General features: G+C 44.8%; 18 protein-coding genes. 11 read left to right on the forward strand and 7 right to left on the reverse strand.

Going from position 1 to position 21,211, the window contains the following annotated elements:
- Positions 1-23: 23 nt before the first annotated feature.
- A complete protein-coding gene (hemN, locus tag AAC006_RS00125) occupies positions 24-1,391 on the reverse strand; it encodes an oxygen-independent coproporphyrinogen III oxidase (RefSeq protein ID WP_126872753.1) in 1,368 nt (455 codons plus the stop codon).
- A 329-nt stretch (positions 1,392-1,720) separates the two neighbouring features.
- Between hemN and AAC006_RS00130 the strand changes: the two genes are divergently transcribed.
- The 3 genes from AAC006_RS00130 (at position 1,721) to AAC006_RS00140 (ending at position 4,206) form a co-directional block, all read left to right on the forward strand.
- Complete coding sequence (locus AAC006_RS00130; RefSeq protein ID WP_260563504.1) at positions 1,721-2,443, forward strand: SGNH/GDSL hydrolase family protein; 723 nt, start codon at positions 1,721-1,723, stop codon at positions 2,441-2,443.
- Between the two features lie 87 nt (positions 2,444-2,530).
- Entirely contained in the window at positions 2,531-3,169 is a 639-nt protein-coding gene (locus AAC006_RS00135; RefSeq protein WP_126872754.1) for a DsbA family oxidoreductase, read from the forward strand.
- Positions 3,166-4,206, forward strand: coding sequence for an XdhC/CoxI family protein (locus AAC006_RS00140; protein WP_288388882.1), 1,041 nt, complete (start codon positions 3,166-3,168; stop codon positions 4,204-4,206). The genes AAC006_RS00135 and AAC006_RS00140 overlap by 4 nt, the downstream gene beginning before the upstream one ends.
- A gap of 212 nt (positions 4,207-4,418) precedes the next feature.
- Here the strand turns inward: AAC006_RS00140 and AAC006_RS00145 are convergent, their stop codons facing one another.
- The gene (locus AAC006_RS00145) at positions 4,419-6,968 is read right to left on the reverse strand and encodes a TonB-dependent receptor (protein ID WP_339890411.1); all 2,550 of its coding nucleotides are present in this window, start codon (positions 6,966-6,968) and stop codon (positions 4,419-4,421) included.
- Positions 6,969-7,284: 316 nt separating this feature from the next.
- Between AAC006_RS00145 and AAC006_RS00150 the strand changes: the two genes are divergently transcribed.
- From AAC006_RS00150 to AAC006_RS00165, 4 genes are read left to right on the forward strand one after another with little or no spacing between them, the layout of a single operon-like run.
- Complete coding sequence (locus AAC006_RS00150) at positions 7,285-7,959, forward strand: histidine phosphatase family protein (RefSeq protein WP_013783782.1); 675 nt, start codon at positions 7,285-7,287, stop codon at positions 7,957-7,959.
- 28 nt (positions 7,960-7,987) lie between these two features.
- A complete protein-coding gene (locus tag AAC006_RS00155) occupies positions 7,988-9,202 on the forward strand; it encodes an acyl-CoA dehydrogenase family protein (protein ID WP_013783783.1) in 1,215 nt (404 codons plus the stop codon).
- A gap of 30 nt (positions 9,203-9,232) precedes the next feature.
- A complete protein-coding gene (locus tag AAC006_RS00160; RefSeq protein ID WP_232363224.1) occupies positions 9,233-10,252 on the forward strand; it encodes a phosphotransferase family protein in 1,020 nt (339 codons plus the stop codon).
- Between the two features lie 59 nt (positions 10,253-10,311).
- Complete coding sequence (locus AAC006_RS00165; RefSeq protein WP_013783785.1) at positions 10,312-11,286, forward strand: NADPH:quinone oxidoreductase family protein; 975 nt, start codon at positions 10,312-10,314, stop codon at positions 11,284-11,286.
- Between the two features lie 136 nt (positions 11,287-11,422).
- Here AAC006_RS00165 and AAC006_RS00170 read toward each other — a convergent pair whose 3' ends face one another.
- From AAC006_RS00170 to AAC006_RS00185, 4 genes are all read right to left on the reverse strand, one after another.
- Positions 11,423-11,770 carry a lactoylglutathione lyase gene (locus tag AAC006_RS00170; protein WP_013783786.1) on the reverse strand — a complete coding sequence of 116 codons (348 nt, stop codon included), beginning with the start codon at positions 11,768-11,770 and terminating at the stop codon, positions 11,423-11,425.
- A gap of 253 nt (positions 11,771-12,023) precedes the next feature.
- The gene (locus AAC006_RS00175; RefSeq protein ID WP_041452510.1) at positions 12,024-12,329 is read right to left on the reverse strand and encodes a hypothetical protein; all 306 of its coding nucleotides are present in this window, start codon (positions 12,327-12,329) and stop codon (positions 12,024-12,026) included.
- Positions 12,330-12,540: 211 nt separating this feature from the next.
- Positions 12,541-13,305 carry a glucose 1-dehydrogenase gene (locus AAC006_RS00180; RefSeq protein ID WP_013783788.1) on the reverse strand — a complete coding sequence of 255 codons (765 nt, stop codon included), beginning with the start codon at positions 13,303-13,305 and terminating at the stop codon, positions 12,541-12,543.
- 9 nt (positions 13,306-13,314) lie between these two features.
- Complete coding sequence (locus tag AAC006_RS00185) at positions 13,315-14,229, reverse strand: haloalkane dehalogenase (protein WP_338456000.1); 915 nt, start codon at positions 14,227-14,229, stop codon at positions 13,315-13,317.
- A gap of 245 nt (positions 14,230-14,474) precedes the next feature.
- Here AAC006_RS00185 and AAC006_RS00190 point away from each other — a divergent pair, with 245 nt between their 5' ends.
- The 4 genes from AAC006_RS00190 to AAC006_RS00205 all read left to right on the forward strand — a co-directional run bounded on the left by AAC006_RS00190 (position 14,475) and on the right by AAC006_RS00205 (position 20,624).
- A complete protein-coding gene (locus AAC006_RS00190; RefSeq protein WP_013783790.1) occupies positions 14,475-16,595 on the forward strand; it encodes a 3-hydroxyacyl-CoA dehydrogenase NAD-binding domain-containing protein in 2,121 nt (706 codons plus the stop codon).
- 10 nt (positions 16,596-16,605) lie between these two features.
- Positions 16,606-17,787 carry an acetyl-CoA C-acyltransferase gene (locus tag AAC006_RS00195; protein WP_013783791.1) on the forward strand — a complete coding sequence of 394 codons (1,182 nt, stop codon included), beginning with the start codon at positions 16,606-16,608 and terminating at the stop codon, positions 17,785-17,787.
- 9 nt (positions 17,788-17,796) lie between these two features.
- Complete coding sequence (locus AAC006_RS00200; protein ID WP_013783792.1) at positions 17,797-19,596, forward strand: acyl-CoA dehydrogenase C-terminal domain-containing protein; 1,800 nt, start codon at positions 17,797-17,799, stop codon at positions 19,594-19,596.
- Positions 19,597-19,667: 71 nt separating this feature from the next.
- Entirely contained in the window at positions 19,668-20,624 is a 957-nt protein-coding gene (locus AAC006_RS00205; RefSeq protein WP_013783793.1) for an alpha/beta hydrolase, read from the forward strand.
- Between the two features lie 131 nt (positions 20,625-20,755).
- Here the strand turns inward: AAC006_RS00205 and AAC006_RS00210 are convergent, their stop codons facing one another.
- Positions 20,756-21,151, reverse strand: a complete 396-nt coding sequence (locus AAC006_RS00210) for a DUF3718 domain-containing protein (protein WP_013783794.1) — start codon at positions 21,149-21,151, stop codon at positions 20,756-20,758.
- Positions 21,152-21,211 lie beyond the last annotated feature (60 nt).

Consider the following 21,211-nt stretch of genomic DNA (forward strand, 5'->3'; position numbering starts at 1 on the left):
TCCCAGCCTTATATTCCCATTGTCTAAATTGCCGCTGAATAGCGAGAGATATGATGATCTTTATTTAGGTAAGCATCGAACCTTGCACATATTGCTCTTATATAAATGCGAGACTTATCGGGCACATTAATATATCGGTCACTAAGCTCAATAATACCGTCGGTCACTAAGGATTTAAGGCTCGTTAATTCAATACAGAAATAGCCATTGAATTTTATGCCATATTTATCTTCAATGTCTTTTTTGTCTAAATACAAATTGCACATTAAAGACATAATCACGTCTCGGCGGATGCGATCGTCTAGGCTTAACGCAATGCCGTTAGCGGTTAGCGGAATGTCGTTGTCCAACCGGTTGTAATAGTCTTTGAGTTGCTTAGGATTCTGGCCATATGCATTGCCAATTGTACTAATGGCAGATACGCCCAAACCAAGTAAATCACTGTTTTTATGCGTGGTGTAGCCTTGAAAATTTCGGTGTAATACATGGTTATGCTTAGCCATGGCTAGGGTATCGCTGGGCTTCGCAAAGTGATCTAAACCAATCATTTCAAAGCCTGTTTTAGAAAAACTTTCTACTGCCATTTGGTGCATTGCCGCTTTTTCATCCGGGGTGGGTAGAGTATCTAGCGGTATTTTGCGTTGGGCGGCAAATCTGTCGGGTAAGTGGGCATAACTAAAAAGAGAGATTCTGTCCGGTGACATGGCTTTTACTGCTACTACCGTGGTGCGAAACTTCTCCATAGTTTGTTTGGGCAAACCATAAATTATGTCTAGATTAACCGAGGTATACCCTATGTTTTTTGCATCAAACACTAAACTGGCAATGTGCGCCGTACTTTGAACCCGATTGATAGACTGCTGAACATCTACATTTATATCTTGTACACCAAAGCTAACGCGGGTGTAACCTAACTCATTTAAATCTTCTAGGTATTCACAGGTCACATTTCTAGGATCTAACTCAATCGAAAACTCTGCTTCGCTTGAAATAAGAAAGTGTTTCTTAATCAAATACATTAAATAAGTATGTTGTATTGCTGAAAGAAAACTGGGAGATCCTCCACCTAAATGAAGCGCGACTACTTTTTTATCTTTATAAAGCGATTTTTTCGCTACCATCTCTTTTTCAATATAGCTAAGGTAATGGTCGGCTTTTTCGTTGTGGCGAGTTACTATTTTATTGCAGCCACAGTAATAGCAAAGCTGTTCGCAGAAAGGGATGTGAATATATAAGCTTATGGTATCGGCGCCGCAGTTTTCAGACGCGCTCTCTAATAACCCGTCGTTCACCGACTCGAATTTAAGCGCAGTAGGGTAAGAAGTGTAACGTGGCGCCTGTTGTGCATATTTTGTAATTGTACTTGTGGCGCGATCAATTGGCGAATTCATAGTTATTTTCTGCTTAGTTTGCTAGTAAAGTAGCGAAAGACACTTATACAGAGGGTCTTTCTTTCGTGGTAAACCCATTTCATCATTGATAATAATGCAAACTAGTAAGGTGTTTATTGATCTCGTTCAAGGTTTTGCTCTTAAACATACTCATTATAGTCACTTTTCCAATTTTACTAGTACAAGGCCTGCTAGTAAGGAAAAAAACGCTCAAATTACCGGAACCTACCGGTAAAAGAGTGGGTTGTTGCCAGTGCGCTAGCAATGTCCCCAACAAGGTGCATCTTAAAGGCGATGCACATAGCGGCGTTCCGGTAAGCTGTCAGAAAATGAAGGCTCCCTTGGCGTTGCTTATTGCAGGAGATTCCGCTGCCGCTGGCGTGGGAGTATCTACTCAAGAACAAGCACTGTCTGGCTGGTTAATTAACAGTTTGTCGGAAAACTTTTGCGTTAATTGGGAGTTAAAGGCCAAGACAGGGGTTAACAGTACGGATTTGTTATCCATGTTGCAGCGGGCTAAACCCAACCTTGATCCTACGTATTATGCTAATTCAACGTCCCTATCAACAATCACTTCTACCCATAGTTTCGACACGCCTCTTCAATGCAGATCGTTCGACGTGGCGGTTATTTCAATAGGGGTAAATGATGTAACAGGTTTTACGTCCTGGCGCCGGTGGCGTAGTAATGTCACGCAAATAATCGAAATACTAAAAGCGCGATACCAGTGCAGGTTGGTGGTATTTACCGCACTGCCTCCTATGCACGAATTTCCCGCGCTACCCCAACCGTTACGTTGGGTGTTAGGGCAAAGAGCGAAGTACCTCAATACCGCCTTGCTTAAGCTGGTGAACAAATATCATGGGGTTAACGTACTCACACTAACCTTAAACCCAATAGGTAATGATCAATCAGACAACACGCTCAAATACATGGCTGAAGATGGCTTTCATCCGCAAGTTGCAGGCTATCAATTGTGGTCTAACGCTGTTGTGAAGTTAGTGAACGAAGAACTTGATGAATTGGTCGGTAAAAATAGCAATGTTGGTTGAAGCTGAAAGGTTCACCCCTACAATACATTATTCATTTAGTAGGTGTTTAAAAACCAACAATATTTATGGCTTCGCGCTGGAGGTGCAATGAAAAAAGTAACGATAGATATGGTGTCAGACGTAGTTTGCCCTTGGTGCATTATTGGTTACGAACGTCTACAAAAAGCCATCGCGCAATTAGACGATATAGAAGTAACTATTCAATTTCACCCGTTTGAACTTAACCCGAACATGCCGCAAGAAGGGCAAGATGTTCGTGAACATATAATGGAAAAATACGGGCTTACACCAGCACAAAGTGATCAAAACCGAAAACAACTTATTGATGCAGGTGCATCGGTTGGTTTTAAGTTTGATTACTTCGACGGCATGCGTATGGCGAATACCTTCAATGCACACCAAGTACTGCACTATGCAGGGGAAAACGGTAAGCAAGAAGCGCTAAAATTACGCTTATTTGCCGCCTATTTCAGTGAAAGAAGAAACGTGAATGATATAGACGTGTTAGTCAACGAAGCGGTGTCTGTGGGGCTAAACGAGCAAGAGGTAAGTGAACTTCTTGCCAATCAAACTTATGCAGATGTGGTTCGAGAGCACGAGAACTTATGGTTGCAACGTGGTATTCAAAGCGTACCTACTTTTGTGATTGGTAATAGCGGTGTTGCAGGTGCACAAGACCCAGATACGTTAGCGCAATTTATTGTTCAGGCATCTACTGAGCAATGAGTAATCAGCTAATACACCTTTTAGCCCAGTGGCATCCGCTAAAGGATGCCCACCAGTGGGTGCTGGGGCTTATATATAAGACGGAAGGCTCTTGTTACAGGAAAGCCGGGGCTGTCATGTTGTTCAGCAATGCTGGGCATCAACTAGGTGTGTTAAGTGGTGGCTGCCTTGAATCAGACATTAACAAACAAGCCCAGCGGGTAATGCAAGATGGTAAGCATCGTACAGCAGTTTATGATGATAACGATGAAGAAGACATTGCCTTTAAACTAGGTGTAGGCTGCGGCGGGGTTGTACATTTAGCGCTGTTACCTATAACTAATGATAATCACTATTTACAGTTACATACTGTGTATTCATATTTGGTGAGCGGGCAACCTTGTTTATGGAAGCAAGAAGTTAATGGCGAACTTTCCTCCTCTGTTAGCGTTTGCGACAACCAGCAAGCGAGTAGCAGCGAACAGGCTGACAACACCACTCGTGTGAAGCCTGAAGCTAAAAAAACGGCCGCTTTACTTGATACCCAAAACGGTAAGTGCTTTCTAACAGTACCTTGTGAACCGCCTCCACACCTACTTATCGTTGGCGGTGGATACGATGCCACTTTTGTGGTGAAGATGGCAGTGCAGCAAGGGTGGTCGGTGAGCGTATGGGATCCTAGGCCAGCACAGGCAAGGGTAGAGCACTTCGGTGATGCTAACTTTATTGTCGAGTCGACAGAAGCCGAAGCACTGAATTTGCATGTGGCAGAACACAATATCGATGCAGCGGTGTTGATGTCTCATCACCGACAAATAGACAGTAATGCCTTAGCAATGTTATCTCGGTACCCGCTGAAGTACGTGGCCATGTTAGGACCTATTCACCGTAAAGATGAAATATTCGCGTTAGCTGGGATTAAAGAAAGTGATTTTCAAGGCTTCTTCGCCAGCCCTGCGGGGTTTGATATCGGCGGCGACTTGCCAGAAAGTATCGCGTTGTCGATTATTGCTCAGTGCCATGCAGTACTGGCAAACAAATTACCGACATTAAAGTAGTTATGTGCAATACGCAGTTTATATACACCGCTCCTTAACAGTCTTATACATGGCCTCATAAAAAGCCCTGTGCAAGCCCCATAAAAGCCGCCTTAACTGCGTCCATAACTGCCACGAAGTAGACACGAAGTAGATAAATAGCCCCAAAATAGATGAATAAATGGGGCTTTTTATTTAAGGTTACATCGCTTTTGTTTTAACAAACGCAATAGTTAAAAACGATTTCTTACCGATATACCATAGGAGCGAGGTGCGCCTGGGTAGGCCATCAGTTTTCCTTCTTGCACTGGCACATCAAAACCACTTCTAGCGATATATTCTTCATCCAAAAGGTTTCGAGCCCATACAATAATTTCGGTGTCCCATTCCTCAAGCTGAAGTGAAAGTCGTGCATTAATAATCTCGTATGAACCAGACTGTTTATAGGGGTCGTTGGAATCATCCAAATATACTTCCCCTGTATACTGATAATCTGCGCTTATTGTGGCGTCGTAACTCGCTACTAAAAAATGATGGTTTAGCATAATTGAAAGGCTATTTTGAGGCTCAAAACCCACTCTGTCACCGTCTCGTGCACAATACGGGTCGGCAGGTGACGCACGGCCCGGATCGTCAATACCCGTATGCCATGAATAGGCCACCCAACATGTACCTTGTTTGAAGGTATCAAAATTGGCTAACGTGCGTGATGCAATAAGCTGAAGTTCCGTGTTTGCACTCATTAACCAAGTGGTTTCAAGCTCCAGTCCCTTCACATGAATGTCGCCTGCGTTTTGCAGGTTAAAACCGGTACCTGTGAAAGTGGTGGCTTGAAAATCTTCAATGGTTGAATAATGCGCCGCAACATTTACCCGCACACCATAATCAGGCCAATCCTGTTTCAAGCCTATTTCTGCACTACGCGCTTTTTCGGCCTCAAAAGTGGCATCTAAAGACGGTAAAATACGATCAGTATTAGTGCCGCCTGCTTTATAACCAGAGGCTAAGCTGGCATAAATTAGTTGGTTTTTATTGGCCTGATAAGCAAGCTTTATCGTGCCCGTTAACTGGCTATCATCTATTGCTTCGTTTAAATCAGGTCGTGGCAGTACCGCTGATGAACCCAAGAAAAAATACCCCCATCCCGCCTGTTGAAAAGGCGCTAGGGCATTTAGCGAGGTTGGACTAATTGCAGTACCAGTATTGAGCGCTACGCCAATATCATTTAACGCTGTTACCGCAGCACCTATATTGGGCCTGCTTTCGGGAGCGCCGCTCAAGCCATCAATACCTGGGCCTTGTTCGGTGTACCGGCCAGCTATCGACTTCTTTTCATCGGTAAAACGCATGCCAGTCGTCAAGGTGATTGTGTCAGACAGCAACCAGTCAGCTTGGGCAAAAAATGCAACACTGTCTTGTTCTTGATTTGCCGTGTGCATAAATACGGTATTGCTTGGTGCTGCCACCCCAGAAGGGGCTATTAACCCGCCAGTGGCCGCACTAAGTCCATCAATCGCATTTGCTAAAGGAAGTAATTCAGCACCTGCAATGCTAAAAAAGCTATCGAAAGCCGACTGTGTCGTGGTGTTAAAGGTTAGATCTAAATTTTGACTAAAGTAATAGGCTCCCACAAGGCCACGAATTTTATCGCTTTTATAATGCAGTCTTAATTCTTGAGAGAAAGACTGTTGTTTTGCGTCGTTAGTGGCAGTTAACAGATCCGCATCTGAAAAATCAGTATCTACAATATCTATGCTGTCAAAGGCGCGATAAGCCGTAATACCTACCAAAGACCATTGCTCATTAAGGGCTACCTCAATTTGCCCCGAAACGCCTTTATCTTCCATTTTTGAAATAGGGGGTTGGGACAACGACGAGGTGAAATCGAAGAAATCGTCATTACTGTAAATGGTGGCGTTAAAGGTGGGCTGAGATAACAACGCATCGGTGCCAAATTTACCAGGAATGTCATTTGCCTGAAAATTATTTTGCCAAGTAAGTGCACCGCAACAACGCTCATTTAATTCACCGTAATCGGCGATAATGCGAACGCTCACGCTTTTTGTTGGCGTATAAAGCCACTGAGCCTTTATGGCTGAGCGGTTTTTGTTATTTAAACTTTGCCCAGAAGTGGCATCGGTAATATAGCCATCACCATCGGTTTTAAAGCCTGAAATACGCATGGCTAATATATCATCAACCAACGAGAACGAAGCACCAGCGCTTACCCTTAATAATGAATCATTACCCGCCAATACTTCTACAAATCCGTCAGTATCAGTATGACTTGGCGCCACAGAGGTAAGCGTCATTGCACCTGCTGCAGTATTTTTACCAAATAGGGTGCCTTGGGGGCCGCGCAGTACTTCGATAGCAGCAATATCAACTAAATCGTTGATAAGGGCATTTTGCCGTGAACGATAAACCCCGTCCACATATAAGCCCACAGAAGATTCGAAGCCGAAATTTTGTGATGATGTGCCAATACCGCGGATGGAAAACCCTGAATTAGTCACGCTTTGATTTTGAAACGCACCAAATGCAGGCACATAGTTTTGCAAATCAAAGACGTCTTTCACCACGGTTTCAATTAAATCGTCGCCGGAAAGGGCGGTCACGGCAACAGGGACTTCCTGTAAATTTTGTGACGTTTTTTGTGCCTGAACGGTGATATGCTCTAAGGCGCTATCTTGGCTGTAAGCAAGTGAAGGTGTGCAACTCGCCGCAATACCTAATGAGACACCTAGTGCGACGAGAGTGTGCTTGGGCAGCAATTTTTTCATTTTTTATTTTACCTGACATCTAACCCATTTCAAACGAATAGCGTCGTTTGACTACAGCTAGAACCTTAGCAGTAATTTTACGCTTTGCATCATTGTGCAAAAAATAACGTAACAACTTAGTGTTGCAGTAATTTTAAGCCGCTGCAACGATGGTAGAAATAAACCCAAAACCAACAGCTTCAACGTCATTGGGGCGTGTGCAGTCGCCTTTACTCCCCATAGCCTAACATGATGTATTCCCATTCAAAATATCAATTAAACTTATGGTGCTACTTTTCTTACCATGGTTAACATAATGATAACATCAGAGAGTAGTATGACTGACATCTATCTAGTACGCCACGGACAAGCATCTTTTGGCGCAGCAAACTACGACAAGCTCAGCGATTTAGGCGCGCAGCAGTCACAGTGGCTCGGGCACTATTTCAAGCAGCGTGATATTACTTTCGATAGCGTTTTTATGGGTGACATGGTGCGCCACAGAGAAACCGCCGAAGGTATTGCCAAAGGAATAGGTTCTTTACCTGAAGCGAACATCAACAGCGAATTGAACGAATTTAATTTTCAGGCTGTGGCAACAGCATTTTTAACCCGATATCCAGATCAAAAAGTGCCAGAAGGTGCGTCTCGAGCAGAATATTACCGGTTGCTTAAAAAAGCCATGCTGGCATGGGCAGCTGATGAACTCGACCATAACTTATTGGATGAGAGTTGGGCAGGCTTCGAAGATAGGGTTGCTACTATGCTGGGCGCGCTTCAAACCACAGAGGCTAAGCGAGTCTTAGTAGTGAGTTCAGGTGGTGCAATTGCCATGATGTTAAAACACATACTCGGATACGACGCTCCAACGGTTATTAACATGAACTTGCAGATCAGAAATGCGAGTTTTTCTCAGTGCTTCGCGAATACTCGTGGCGTGCATTTGAACAATTTCAACAGCGTACCACATTTAGATGTTGTGGATAGATTGCACGCTGTGACATACAGCTAACCAGCGCTATTAGCGGATAAGGACAGTTATGAACTTTGAATATAATGAAAGAACACAAACGCTTTTAAAGCAATTAAGAGCCTTTATGCAAGAAGAAGTGTATCCAATTGAAAAGGAATATGTTCACGCGGTAGAAAATGGTGAAAATCGTTGGCAAACCCCCGTTATGATGCAAACCCTCAAGCAACGCGCTAAAGACGCGGGCCTGTGGAACCTTTTCCTACCTGAGGAATACAAGCCTTATGGCGCTGGATTATCAAATGCTGAATATGCCCCTTTGTGTGAAGAGATGGGACGGGTGCTGTTTAGCTCAGAAATTTTCAATTGCAGCGCGCCTGATACAGGCAACATGGAAGTATTGGCGAAATACGGAAATGAAGAGCAGAAAAAGCAATGGTTAGAGCCACTGCTTAATGGCGAAATTCGTTCTGCCTTTGCCATGACCGAGCCAGCAGTTGCTTCAAGTGATGCGACTAACATTGAAACCTCAATTACCCGAGATGGCGATGAGTACGTCATCAACGGGCGCAAATGGTACACCAGTGGTGCCATGAACGAAAATTGCAAAATCATGGTGGTCATGGGTAAAACCGATTTTGAAGCTGCTCGTCATCAGCAACAGTCACAAATTTTAGTGCCAATGGATACGAAAGGGGTCTCCATTGTGCGCCCAATGGCCGCAATGGGTTATTTTGATGAACCTGTAGGGCATGCTGAAGTTTTGTTCGATAACGTACGTGTTCCAGTAAGTAATTTATTACTCGGTGAAGGTCGCGGTTTTGAAATAGCGCAAGGTCGCTTAGGCCCTGGCCGTATTCATCATTGCATGCGTTTAATTGGCTGTGCCCAGCGCGCCTTAGATTTAGCCTGCGAGCGAGTAGAACAGCGTGTAGCGTTTGGTAAGCCACTTAGCAAACAGCAGTCTGTGCGCGAAAGTATTGCACAAATGCATTGTGATATTGAGCAAGCGCGCTTACTAACGCTGAAGGCTGCCGATAAAATGGACAGATACGGCAATAAGGTCTCTCGAGATATTATTGCTGCTATTAAAATTGTTGCACCCAAAATGGCCTGTAAGGTTATTGACGAAGCTATTCAAATGCATGGCGCTGCCGGTACAAGTCAAGACTACGCCTTGTCAGCCATGTACGCGTATGCCAGAACCATTCGTCTAGCCGATGGACCTGACCAAGTGCACATGATGCAACTAGGTCGCAATCTGATTGCCGAAAAGAACGCTTAAGGAGTATCTGTGGCTACGCACACGCTAGATATAGAAACGCTAAATCACTACCTAAATAAGGCGTGCCCAGAAATAGGCACGGTGTTGTCGGCAGAGAAATTCTCAGGTGGGCAATCTAACCCTACGTTTAAACTAAATGCTGATTCTGGCGTTTACGTGCTGCGTCGCCAACCGCCGGGGAAACTGCTTAAGTCTGCCCATGCAGTTGACCGCGAGTATCGCGTTATCAATGCGCTAAGTAATACAGAAGTACCTGTGCCTAAGGTTTATCACTTGTGTGAAGATGCCGACATCATTGGCAGTATGTTTTACATTATGGCCTACGTTGAAGGCACCATTTATTGGAACAGCGCTTTACCGGAAGTAGAGAGCCCGAAAACTCGGGGCGCTATGTACGATGAAATGAACCGCGTGCTGGCTGTTATGCACAGTGTTGATATTGAAGCCGCTGGGTTAACAAGTTACGGCAAGCCAGGAAGTTACTTTTCTCGCCAGTTAAGCCGGTGGACTCAGCAATACCGTGCTTCTGAGCTTGAGCATGTTGAAGACATTGAGCAGCTTATTACTTATTTAGAAGAAAACTTGCCTGAAGATGATGGGCAAATAGCCTTGGTTCATGGCGATTTTAGGTTAGATAATATGATGTTTGATATGTCTAACCTTGATGCACCTAAAGTCATTGCGGTGCTTGATTGGGAGCTGTCTACCTTAGGGCACCCGTATGCCGATTTAGCCTATCAATGCATGCAGCTGCGTTTACCGAGTGACATTGCCCACGCTTCCGGTTTGGGTGGATTAGACCGAGACGCGTTAGGAATTCCTAGTGAAGAAGAATACGTAGATGCATATTGCAAGCGACGGGGTATCGACAAGATAGACAACTGGACGTTTTACCTCGCGTTTAGTTTTTTCCGTTTAGCAGCCATCCTGCAAGGGGTAGTAAAGCGTGCACATGATGGAAACGCATCAAGCGACAAGGCAATGCAGTTAGGCGCTATGGTGCGCCCTCTGGCACAAATTGCGAATAAAACGATTCATCAAAACAGCTAAACCACCGCGCTCATTAATAAGCGAGCGGTAGGCGAAGAAACGAATTATTAGGAGTGGCTATGAAAGCGATTGTATGTGAAGCATTCGGACCAATAGACGATTTAAAATGCAAAGAAATTGATGACCCAGTAGTTAAGCCAGGTCACGTAGTCGTTAACGTAGAAGCGGCTGGTGTAAATTTCCCTGATGGGCTACTTGTACAAGGTTTATATCAAATGAAACCGCCATGCCCCTTTGTGCCAGGAAATGAAGTGGCTGGGGTGGTAGCCGAAGTGGGTGAAGGCGTAAAGCATATTAGTGTAGGCCAGCGCGTTATTGCATTATCTAATCTAGGTGGCTTTGCCGAAAAAGTACTGGTACCTGCTACGCATGTTATGCCACTACCGGATCCTATCGATGTGAAAGAAGGTGCAGCATTAGTGACTGCCCATGCTACTGCCCATCATGCACTAAAACAGCGTGCTAAAATTCAACCGGGTGAAACGCTTGTGGTCACGGGGGCGGCTGGTGGTACTGGCTTAGCGGCAGTGCAAATTGGTAAAGAAATGGGGGCAAGGGTTATAGCCGTTTGTTCTACCGGAGAAAAGCTTGCATTAGCCAAAGAGCATGGCGCAGATATACTTATTAATTACAAAGAAAAGAACTTAAAAGATGCTATTAAAGAAGCCACCGACGGCAAAGGCGCCGATGTGGTTTACGAATGCGTTGGTGGCGACACATTCCACGCTTGTAGCCGCAGTATGGCGTGGGAAGGGCGATTGCTTGTAGTTGGCTTTGCAGGCGGTGAAATTCCTCAATTCCCTGTGAACTTATCGTTAGTAAAAGGCTACTCGGTAGTAGGCGTATTTTGGGGGTCGTTTACGCAGCACGATCCAAAAGGGTTTGCTGCTAACATGCAAGAGCTTTTAACCTGGTATGTGCAAGGTAAAGTGAAAGTAGTGGTAGATGAGGCCTTACCTATGGAGCGTGCCACTGAAGCCATGGCTAAAGTGATGAACCGTGAAGTAAAAGGTAAAATGGTTATTACGCCGTAGCTTTTAAAAGAGCATCTTAAAATAAGCTCTTAAATTAACCTCTTCAGAGAACAGCCCAAAAGGCACAATAGTTAAAGCGTAAAAGCATGGCTAACCAAAGGTGATTATTCCACTAGGTGCCATGCTTTTTTATTGCCTAAGTTTTTCTAAGCTCAGTAATATGTAATAGTTCGCCGCTTGGCCCCCATAGATAAAATACCTTCCCCCACGTTTCTATAGAAACATCCGAAATCTTAAGCTTATCGGTAGCTTTTTTACATAATGAATGTGCTGTTTCAATATCCAGTACACAAACCTGCAGCATAAAGTTTTTCGCCAAATCTTCACTGTAGAAGTTCTGTAAAAAAAATTGGCAATCGCCATTTTCAAATAAGGTTAACGCATCGGAAACAAATTCACCTTTAAAGCCAATTTGGGAGTAAAACCGTTTCGATACTTCGTAATCTTTACTGGGAATGAATACTTTAATGTGGTCAACGTCCATGCCTATCTCCAACCAATGTCTAACGGACTTTTAGCAGTATTGTGGCATACTTATGACATAGAGTACAAGCGGGTTAGTGCAGACAAGTGAACGACGTTTATTTGGCAACGCATTGAGTGGTTGGCTATAAAAGGTACATGTTAATAGGCTTGAATAAGCTGACGTAGAAATAGGTAGCTAGAGCTAGAAACCGGGCGGCTAATACTTACTGACATGTTAGCATTTACCAGCAATGACTGCTATTAACAGGCTATTACTGGGCTACAACAATACCCTGTGGCAATGCAGTATGAAGTAAGCGCGTAGCGTTAGACGCAGATGACTTCTGTGTTGAAACAGAGATTAAACGTTTAAGCGCAAAAGAAGACGACTGGCTTCGTACTTTTTTTACCATTACTGGCGAATTTTGAGCAGAGTTTACATGTTGAAAGCCAGATATTTGTACTGACGAAGACGTTGCGTATTGCGTTGACAGTTCGTTAGCGAAACCGTTCGAAGATAGGCCCAAACCAACAACAACGCTGCTTACAGTAATGAAGTGTCTTAGTGTCATTTTCATAAGTGCTCTCAGTGTATAGTCTCTAAACGTATACTGTGGTTGGGAAAAAAGTCAGAAGCGACCAATAAGTCGCTTCGTCCGAAGGTTTTGTTTGTTCCCCTTCATTACAACTAAAGTCGCACTAAAACAAAACATCACTCTTCATACTTAGGTATGAGACCTAATACTTTTGGATGCCCCCCCAAACCATCAACAGACATCTACCAAGTGCTTACCATGCTGTTACCCCGCCATCTACCGCAATAGTTTGTCCATTCATATAGCTGTTACCGGGGGACAACATGAGGATCATGGCATTCACAATTTCTTGAGGCTCGCCTAACCGTTTCATTGGGCTTCCCATACCTAGTTGGGCTTGCGCCTCTTTGGTGTTGTAACCATCCACATTTAAAATATTGGTAGGGCTATAAAAAGGGCACACTGCATTTACCCGTACATTCTTACGTCCATATTCAACAGCAGCAGTTCGAGTCACGCCAGCAACCGCATGTTTGGCAGCAGCATAAGCGCCACCTTTTGGAGCCCCGCCTAATCCAGCAAGTGAACTCACGTTTAAGATATGCCCTTGCTTTTGCGACAACATTTGTGGCAATTGGTACTTCATACCAAACATCACGCCTTTTACGTTCACAGCAAACTGAAGGTCTATTATCTCTTCGGTCATTTCATGCATAGGGGCAGGCACATGAGCAATGCCCGCATTGTTGATGGCGATATCTAAACGACCAAACTTGTCTTTTGCCAACTCCACCAAAGCTTTGTTTAATGCCTCGCTGGCAATATCGCCTGCTTTGGTGACTACATCAGTATAGCTTGCAACGTCAGCGCGACATGCTGCTAAGTTTTCTTCGTTAATATCCGATAGCACCAGCTTGGCACCTCGGCTTCCTAAACCTTCTGCTAATAAGCGGCCAAAACCGCTGCCCGCGCCGGTGATCAATATCACTTTGTTGCTAAAATCTAACAATGAATCCATGGTGGTTCCTTAAGCTTGTCCAGTTGCATTAATAAAAGTGATAAGAAGGTCGGCCAATTCAGGGCCTTTATCTTCTTGTACGAAATGTCCGCCTTTCACTACCGTGGTGTGCTGCACGCCACGACAGCCAGGTATCAAAGACCGCATCAGCTTGTCACCTCCAGCGGTTACTGGGTCGCTGTCACTGAATGCGGTCATAAATGGCGTATTAAATTGTTTTAATCTTTCCCACGCATCTCGGTTTGCTTGGGTTTGTGGATCATCAGGTGTGGCGGGCACTAATAACGGAAATTGTCTGGCTCCTTCTTTATATTCTTCAGAGGGGAAGGGGGCGTCGTAAGCATCTAATGTTTCTTGAGAAAGCGTAGATACGGTTCCGCCTTTAATCACACCTGATACAGGAAATACAGGAACATCTTGCGAGAAGCGACGCCAGTTCAAGAATGCCTCAGAGGGCTTGTGCTCACCGGTAGGTAAAAAGGTATTAGATGCCATGACGCCAGCAAAGCGGTCGGGCATGTCGGCTACCAGCCGTAAGCCTAGCAATCCCCCCCAGTCTTGGCAGAAAAGCGTTACCTTCCCTTCAACGGTTTGATTAAACCAGTCTTTAAGCCAGATAAGGTGGCGGGCATAGGTATAATCTTCCCGCCTAGTGGGCTTATCTGAACGGCCAAAGCCGATAAGATCAGGTGCGAGCACATTAAAACCTGCATCGGCCAATATCGGAATCATGGTGCGATAAAGGTAGCCCCAAGAAGGCTCGCCGTGAAGAAGAAGAATAGTGTGGCCATCTTCGGGACCGCACTGATAATAAGCCATGGCTATTTCGCCACTTACCGTATCGGTAACGTTTACGTACCTCGGCTTATAGGGAAATTCGGTAATAGAAGAGAATGCACTTTCAGGGGTTTTTAAGACTTGCATACTTGCCCACCTCAAATGTAAATTATATGTAACTAATTATTGTGTTAGTTAACAAAAACACTAGTGAGGTGATCTGTCAAATCTTCCTTATACCTTATCGAATATGCGCTCAAGGGGAGTTGGGCACAAATAAAGGGGTTGCTGTCCATATTAAATATTGTGATGAATGTCTATAACACCAATAAACTTGGATGATTGACAACACTGCAATAACATCCAGTTAACGTGAATAACAGGATATCGTTATGACAGAGATGGAAAACAAGGCAGTGGGCTACACAGTCCAACAGGGCGTAGCAACTATTACTATGCAAAGTGCGCCAGTAAACGCGCTTTCTCGTGCAGTACGAGTTGGGCTAATAGATGGCATTGAAAGCGCATTAAGCGACGACAGCGTTAGTGCTATTGTTATCACTTCTTCTCTCGCCCTATTTTCAGGCGGCGCTGATATTAGTGAATTCTCCGGTGGCGATTTATCGCCGAACCTTCCTGAAGTACTCGACAAAATCGAAAATGCAACCAAGCCAGTAGTGGCAGTATTGCCTGGTCCTGCGTTTGGTGGCGGATTAGAAGTCGCGTTAGCGTGTCATCACAGAATTACCTTTGCTGGAAACCAAGTGGGCCTTCCAGAAGTCAACCTAGGCATATTGCCAGGCGCGGGTGGAACACAACGTTTACCGCGCTTAGCCGATCCTGCTACCGCGCTAACTATGATTGTTACGGGTAAGCCTACCTCGGTAGTGAAGCTTCCAGGTGTATTCGATAAGATTTCAGACAAGCCTGAGCATTTGCTGGAAGACACGAAACAATACTTAGCGTCACTGAATGCTGAAAATTGTATTAAACGTACCAGTGACATTACCCTGACTATGTCTGAAGAAGTGCAGGGCGTATTTGATGCCGTTACCGCACAAACGAAAAAAGCAGCACGCGGATTTTTTGCCCCCTTAAAATGCATTGAAGCGGTAAAAGGCGCATATACATTAGCCTTTGAAGATGGCCTTAAGCACGAAGGTAAATTGTTCATGGAATGCATGAACACCCCACAAGCCCGTGCACAACAGCATTTCTTCTTTGCCGAGCGAGCAGCGGGTCACGTGAGTGATTTCGACAAGAGCACGCCAGAGCGCAGTATTGAAAAAGTCGCGGTTATTGGTGCTGGCACCATGGGTGGCGGTATCGCCATGAACTTTGCGAACGCGGGTATTCCAGTCACTATGCTAGAGCTTAAGCAAGAAGCGCTAGATAAAGGCTTGGCGCTTATTCGTAAAAATTATGAAAACTCAGCCAAAAAAGGCAAGTTAACCCAAGAGCAAGTGGAAACACGTATGGCGCTGTTAAGCGGCACCACAACGTATGACGACCTAGCTGATGTAGATCTTGTTATTGAAGCTGTATTTGAAAAAATGGAAGTGAAGAAAACCGTTTTCACTACCTTAGATAAAGTCTGTAAGCCAGGGGCTATTTTAGCGTCTAACACGTCTACCCTTGATGTGAATGAAATTGCCGCGTGTACCTCACGTCCACAAGATGTTATCGGTCTTCACTTCTTCTCGCCAGCTAACGTTATGAAGTTGCTTGAAGTGGTTAAAGCTGAAGATACGTCGGCTGACGTTATCAAAACCTGTATGAAATTAGCCAAGCGCATTAAGAAGGTAGCGGTATTGGTTGGCGTATGTTTCGGTTTTGTTGGCAACCGCATGATTGAACCTTATGGCCGTGAAGCTAACCGTTTATTGCTTGAAGGCGCAAGCCCTGAGCAAGTCGATCGCGTGCTTACACAATTCGGTATGCCTATGGGGCCATTCACTATGGGTGACATGGCAGGATTAGACATTGGTTACTACGTACGCCAGTCTCGCCAAGCCTTTATTTCACATGACCCTACATACGGTGCTGTGGCAGACCGTTTAGTTGAGAAAGATCGTAACGGTCTTAAAACGGGCAGGGGTGCTTATCTTTATGAAGCTGGCAGCCGTGTTCCCATTCCAGACCCTGAAGTACTAGAAATTGCTAAACAAGAAGCTGCTCGCCTAGGGGTTACGCAGCGCGATGACATAAGCGATGAAGAAATTTTGGTGCGTTGTCTATACACCCTAATTAATGAAGGCGCATGTATTCTTGAAGAAGGCATAGCGGCTAAGTCTAGCGATATCGATGTTATCTATGTCTATGGCTATGGCTTCCCAGTTTATCGTGGCGGTCCTATGCAGTATGCCGATGAAGTTGGCCTTGGGGAAATCGTCGATAAGCTATCTACCTACGCTGAAAGACTGGGTGACTACGGAAAAATGTGGTTACAACCAAGCGACCTATTAATCAAGCTAGCGCAAGAGCGCAGTAGCTTCGCAAAATTTAAAAACTAAGGAGTACGCTATGCGCGATGCAGTAATAGTAAGTACCGCAAGAACGCCTATTGGCCGTGCCTATAAAGGTGCACTTAACAATTTACCTGCCCCTACATTAGGTGGTCATGCTATTCGTAACGCCGTACAACGTGCCGGTGTCGATCCTGCCAGTATCGACGATGTGATCATGGGCGCTGCCCTAACGCAAGGCAGTGGCGGCATGAACATCGGTCGTCTAGCTGCATTAGCTGGCGATTTGCCAGTTACCGTTGCAGGTATGACGTTAGACAGACAATGTAGCTCTGGTATGTATGCTATTGCTAATGCCGCAAACAGTATTCGCACTGGCGACACCAATATTATGGTTGCTGGCGGTCTAGACTCAATTTCTTTGGTTCAAACCAAAGCCATGAACATGTCTCGCGCGGTAGACCCACAATTAGTGGCTAAGCATAAGAATATTTATATGCCTATGCTGCAAACTGCTGAGGTTGTGGCACAGCGTTACGGTATTAGCCGCGATGTGCAAGACGAATACGCTTATCAAAGCCAAATGCGCACAGCGGCGGGTCAAGAAGCAGGTAAGTTTGACGACGAAATTGTGCCAATTACGGCCACTAAAGCCATTTTCAATAAAGAAACCGGCGAGACCAGTGAGCAGGAAGTCACGTTGTCGAAAGACGAAGGTAACCGCCCTGAAACCCAGCTTGAAGGTTTGCGTTCATTGAACCCTGTGATTGAAGGCGGGTGTATTACTGCGGGTAATGCGAGTCAACTGTCTGATGGTGCAAGTGCTACTGTCATTATGGATGAGCATTCTGCCGCTAAAGGCCAAGCGCAACCATTAGGTATTTACCGTGGTATTGCGGTAGCAGGTTGTGAGCCAGATGAAATGGGTATCGGCCCAGTGTTTGCCATTCCTAAGCTGTTAAAGCAGCACGGTCTAACCATGGACGATATTGGTTTGTGGGAATTGAATGAAGCCTTCGCAGTGCAAGTGCTTTATTGCCGCGACAAGCTAGGTATTCCTGATGAATTATTAAACGTAAACGGTGGCGCAATTTCAATTGGTCATCCTTACGGAATGAGTGGCGCACGTATGGTGGGTCATGCATTAATCGAGGGCAAACGACGTGGTGCGAAATACGTTGTTTGTACTATGTGTATTGGCGGCGGTATGGGTGCTGCTGGTTTATTTGAAGTTATATAGGTATTTGGTATGGAAGGTTATAAAGCTCCACAACGCGACGCCATGTTTGTTACACATGAGCTATTAAACTATCAAGAACATTATCAAAAGCTTGGCTTTGATGAAGCATCAGAAGATTTAGTATCAGCTATCTTCTCTGAAGCGGCTAAGTTTTCTGAAAACAGCCTAGCACCCATCAATATGTCGGGTGATGAAGAAGGATGTAAGTGGGTAGATGGTGAAGTCACTACGCCGGCTGGTTTTAAAGAAGCTTATCAGCAATATGTTGAAGGCGGCTGGCCAAGTATGTCTCACCCTGAAGAGTTTGGTGGTCAAGCACTGCCTTATTCACTTTCTTCTATTATTGCTGAATGGTTTTCCGGTGCAAACCACTCGTGGGCTATGTACCCTGGCTTAAGCCAAGGCTGCATGGAAACTATTAAAGCGCACGGAACTGAAACACTTCAAAACCAGTATTTACCGAAGCTTATTAGCGGTGAATGGACAGGTACTATGTGCTTAACAGAAGCGCATTGTGGCTCAGATTTGGGCATGCTTAAATGCCGCGCAGAACCACAAGACGATGGCAGCTACAGCTTGACGGGGACGAAGATTTTCATCTCGGCCGGTGAGCACGATATGTCTGAAAATATCGTTCACATTGTACTTGCTCGTTTGCCTGGCGCGCCAGAAGGGACAAAAGGTATTTCGTTATTTGTAGTACCTAAGTTCAACGTGTCTGATGAAGGCGAAAAGCTAGATCGCAACGGCGTTGCGTGTGGCAGTATTGAACACAAGATGGGCATTAAAGCCAGTGCAACCTGTGTGATCAACTTCGACGGTGCGAAAGGCTTCTTGATTGGCCAACCTAATCGCGGCCTTAACTGCATGTTCACCTTTATGAACACTGCGCGAATCGGTACTGGTCTTGAAGGCTTAGCTGCTTCTGAAGCGTCTTTCCAAGGTGCATTACGTTACGCTAAAGATCGTATTCAATTTCGTTCTTTAACGGGTCGTAAGAACCAAGATGGCCCTGCAGATCCCATTATTGTACATCCTGATGTTCGTCGTATGTTACTTACGCAAAAAGCGTTTGCAGAAGGTAACCGTGCATTAGCTGCTTACTGCATGCAGTTGGTTGATGTGACCCTTTACGGTGATGATGCACAAGAGAAGACACTGGCAGATACTAAGCTTGCGTTCTTAACACCGATTGTTAAAGCCTTCTTGACAGAAACAGCGCAAGAAAGCACTAGCTACGGTATGCAGGTGTACGGTGGGCATGGTTTCATCAAAGAATGGGGCATGGAGCAGTTAGCACGTGATACGCGAATTTGTACTATGTACGAAGGCACTACAGGTATTCAAGCCATCGATTTATTAGGCCGTAAAGTGATGGGCTCTAATGGCGAATTGCTCAATGTATTTGTGCAAGAAGTGCGTGAATATTGCGAATCGCTTCGCGGTAAAGCGCAGTTCAGTGCATGGACTAATGCATTAACGTCTCATTTAGATGAGTGGCAGCAACTTACCATGAATATTGGTAAAGCAGCAGCGTCTAATCCTGATGAGATTGGTGCCGCGTCGGTGGATTACCTTATGTACTCAGGCTATGTGACAGTCGCTTATTTCTGGTTGAAAATGGCCGTTAAAGCACAAGAGCAACTTGATGCAGGTAGTACTGAGACCGAGTTCTATAAGAGTAAAATCTTAACTACTGGTTTCTATTTCGATCGCTTACTAACGCGTACCCGTTCACTTGTATCAGCAATGCATTCAGGTGCAGACAACCTTATGTCTATGCCAGAAAGCATGTTTGCTATCGAGTAAACACGATATGTAATGAAATGCCGAGCACCTGCTCGGCATTTTTATCTTTACCGTTTTGCGAAAGGCTAGGTATGCCACTAAACGCAGTAACATCTCACACCATTTCTATTCAAGATCACCGTATATATTATCTAGAAAGAAAAGGGCAAACCTCAAATAGCCCGTTACTTATCTTATTTCATGGATTCCCTGAAAATGCCCATACATGGGAAGCGCTCATCAATGCTTTGCCACCTGATTATCATATTATTGCGCCTGATTTACCGGGCTACCATCAATCAGATCCATTGACAGATAGGAGCGATTACCAAGTTCCTTCCTTGGTTGCTCGTATGAAGGAATTTGTTGAAACAGTTAGCGAAGGTCGAAAAGCGATACTAGTGGGTCACGATTGGGGTGGGGCGATAGCTTGGCCGCTAGCAGCTTTTCAACCTAATTTGTTTACTAAGCTGGTTATTTTAAATGCCGCGCACCCAAGCACTTTCACCCAAGCGCTTAAAACCAGTCGCGCTCAGCGCAAGAAAAGTGAATACATAAAATCGCTAGTGGCAGACGATGCAGAGGCAGTTTTAAAGCAGACCGATTTTGCGTTGCTTAAGGGGATGCTCGGCTCTGCTCTGTTTGACGGAGACATGCCCAAAAACGCGATGTCCAAAAGCGCCATGCCCAAAAATAAAGATCATAAAGCTAGCCCAGATAGCTACGGGCAAAGACTACTTCGTAGTTGGCGCAATACTCCAACATTGTCAGCCATGCTGAACTATTACCGAGAAATGCCACAAATGGCACCCGATGAGCACGCACCTGAAACAGAATTGTCACGCTTACGCGTACCGGTTCTACGCGTCACTTTACCTACATTGGTATTATGGGGGCGTTTAGATGATGCGTTTGATGAAGGTATCTTGAATGGTTTAACAGTGTACGTTCCCGACCTACGAATTGTGTATCACGATACGGCAACACATTGGGTTCACAGAGAGCAAGCGAATTGGGCGGCAAAAGAAATAACTGATTTTGCAACGTAGGATTATTTAAGAAAGTGTGAGAAAAGCGATATGGGAAAAGGGGCGCGGCCCCTCTCGGGGCCACAAGCACGGCATCCTGCCGTTACCATGTTGAACTGCTGTATCTTTACATGGTGCGAAGTATCTTAAAACTAGATACGTTCGTTAAGCTCGCTAGAGATAGGGCTTGATTGAAGACCTTGCTCAGCAATCCACGCTTGAAGTGTTTTACCGTCTGCTTCTGGGTTTTGTAGTTCACGACTTGGCATTTTCTTAACCAAAAGTGTACCTACATCTACCGCGTTGTTTACGATAGCAGTACGGATTAGGCTGTTGCCGTTACACGAAATACCTGAGTAGTAATCATGTAATTTTAATTTGAAATCTGATTGTACACGACGCATCTTTTTACGTAATTCGCCTTTATCGTCTGCTTGAACGATAGTACAGATGTTGGCTAGCGCTTCGTTTACATCGGCTTGTGCTGCGTTAGAGAAAGCTAGAGTAGATGCTGCGATAACTAAAGAAGTTTTAACAATTTTCAACATGGTTAATTTCCTTTCGTATTTAATGTTTAATTTAAAGTTTGTCTGTTCGGTTCGGGAATA

Origin of the sequence: uncultured Alteromonas sp., from assembly GCF_963976965.1 — a bacterium.
Classification (GTDB): Bacteria; Pseudomonadota; Gammaproteobacteria; order Enterobacterales; family Alteromonadaceae; genus Alteromonas; species Alteromonas naphthalenivorans.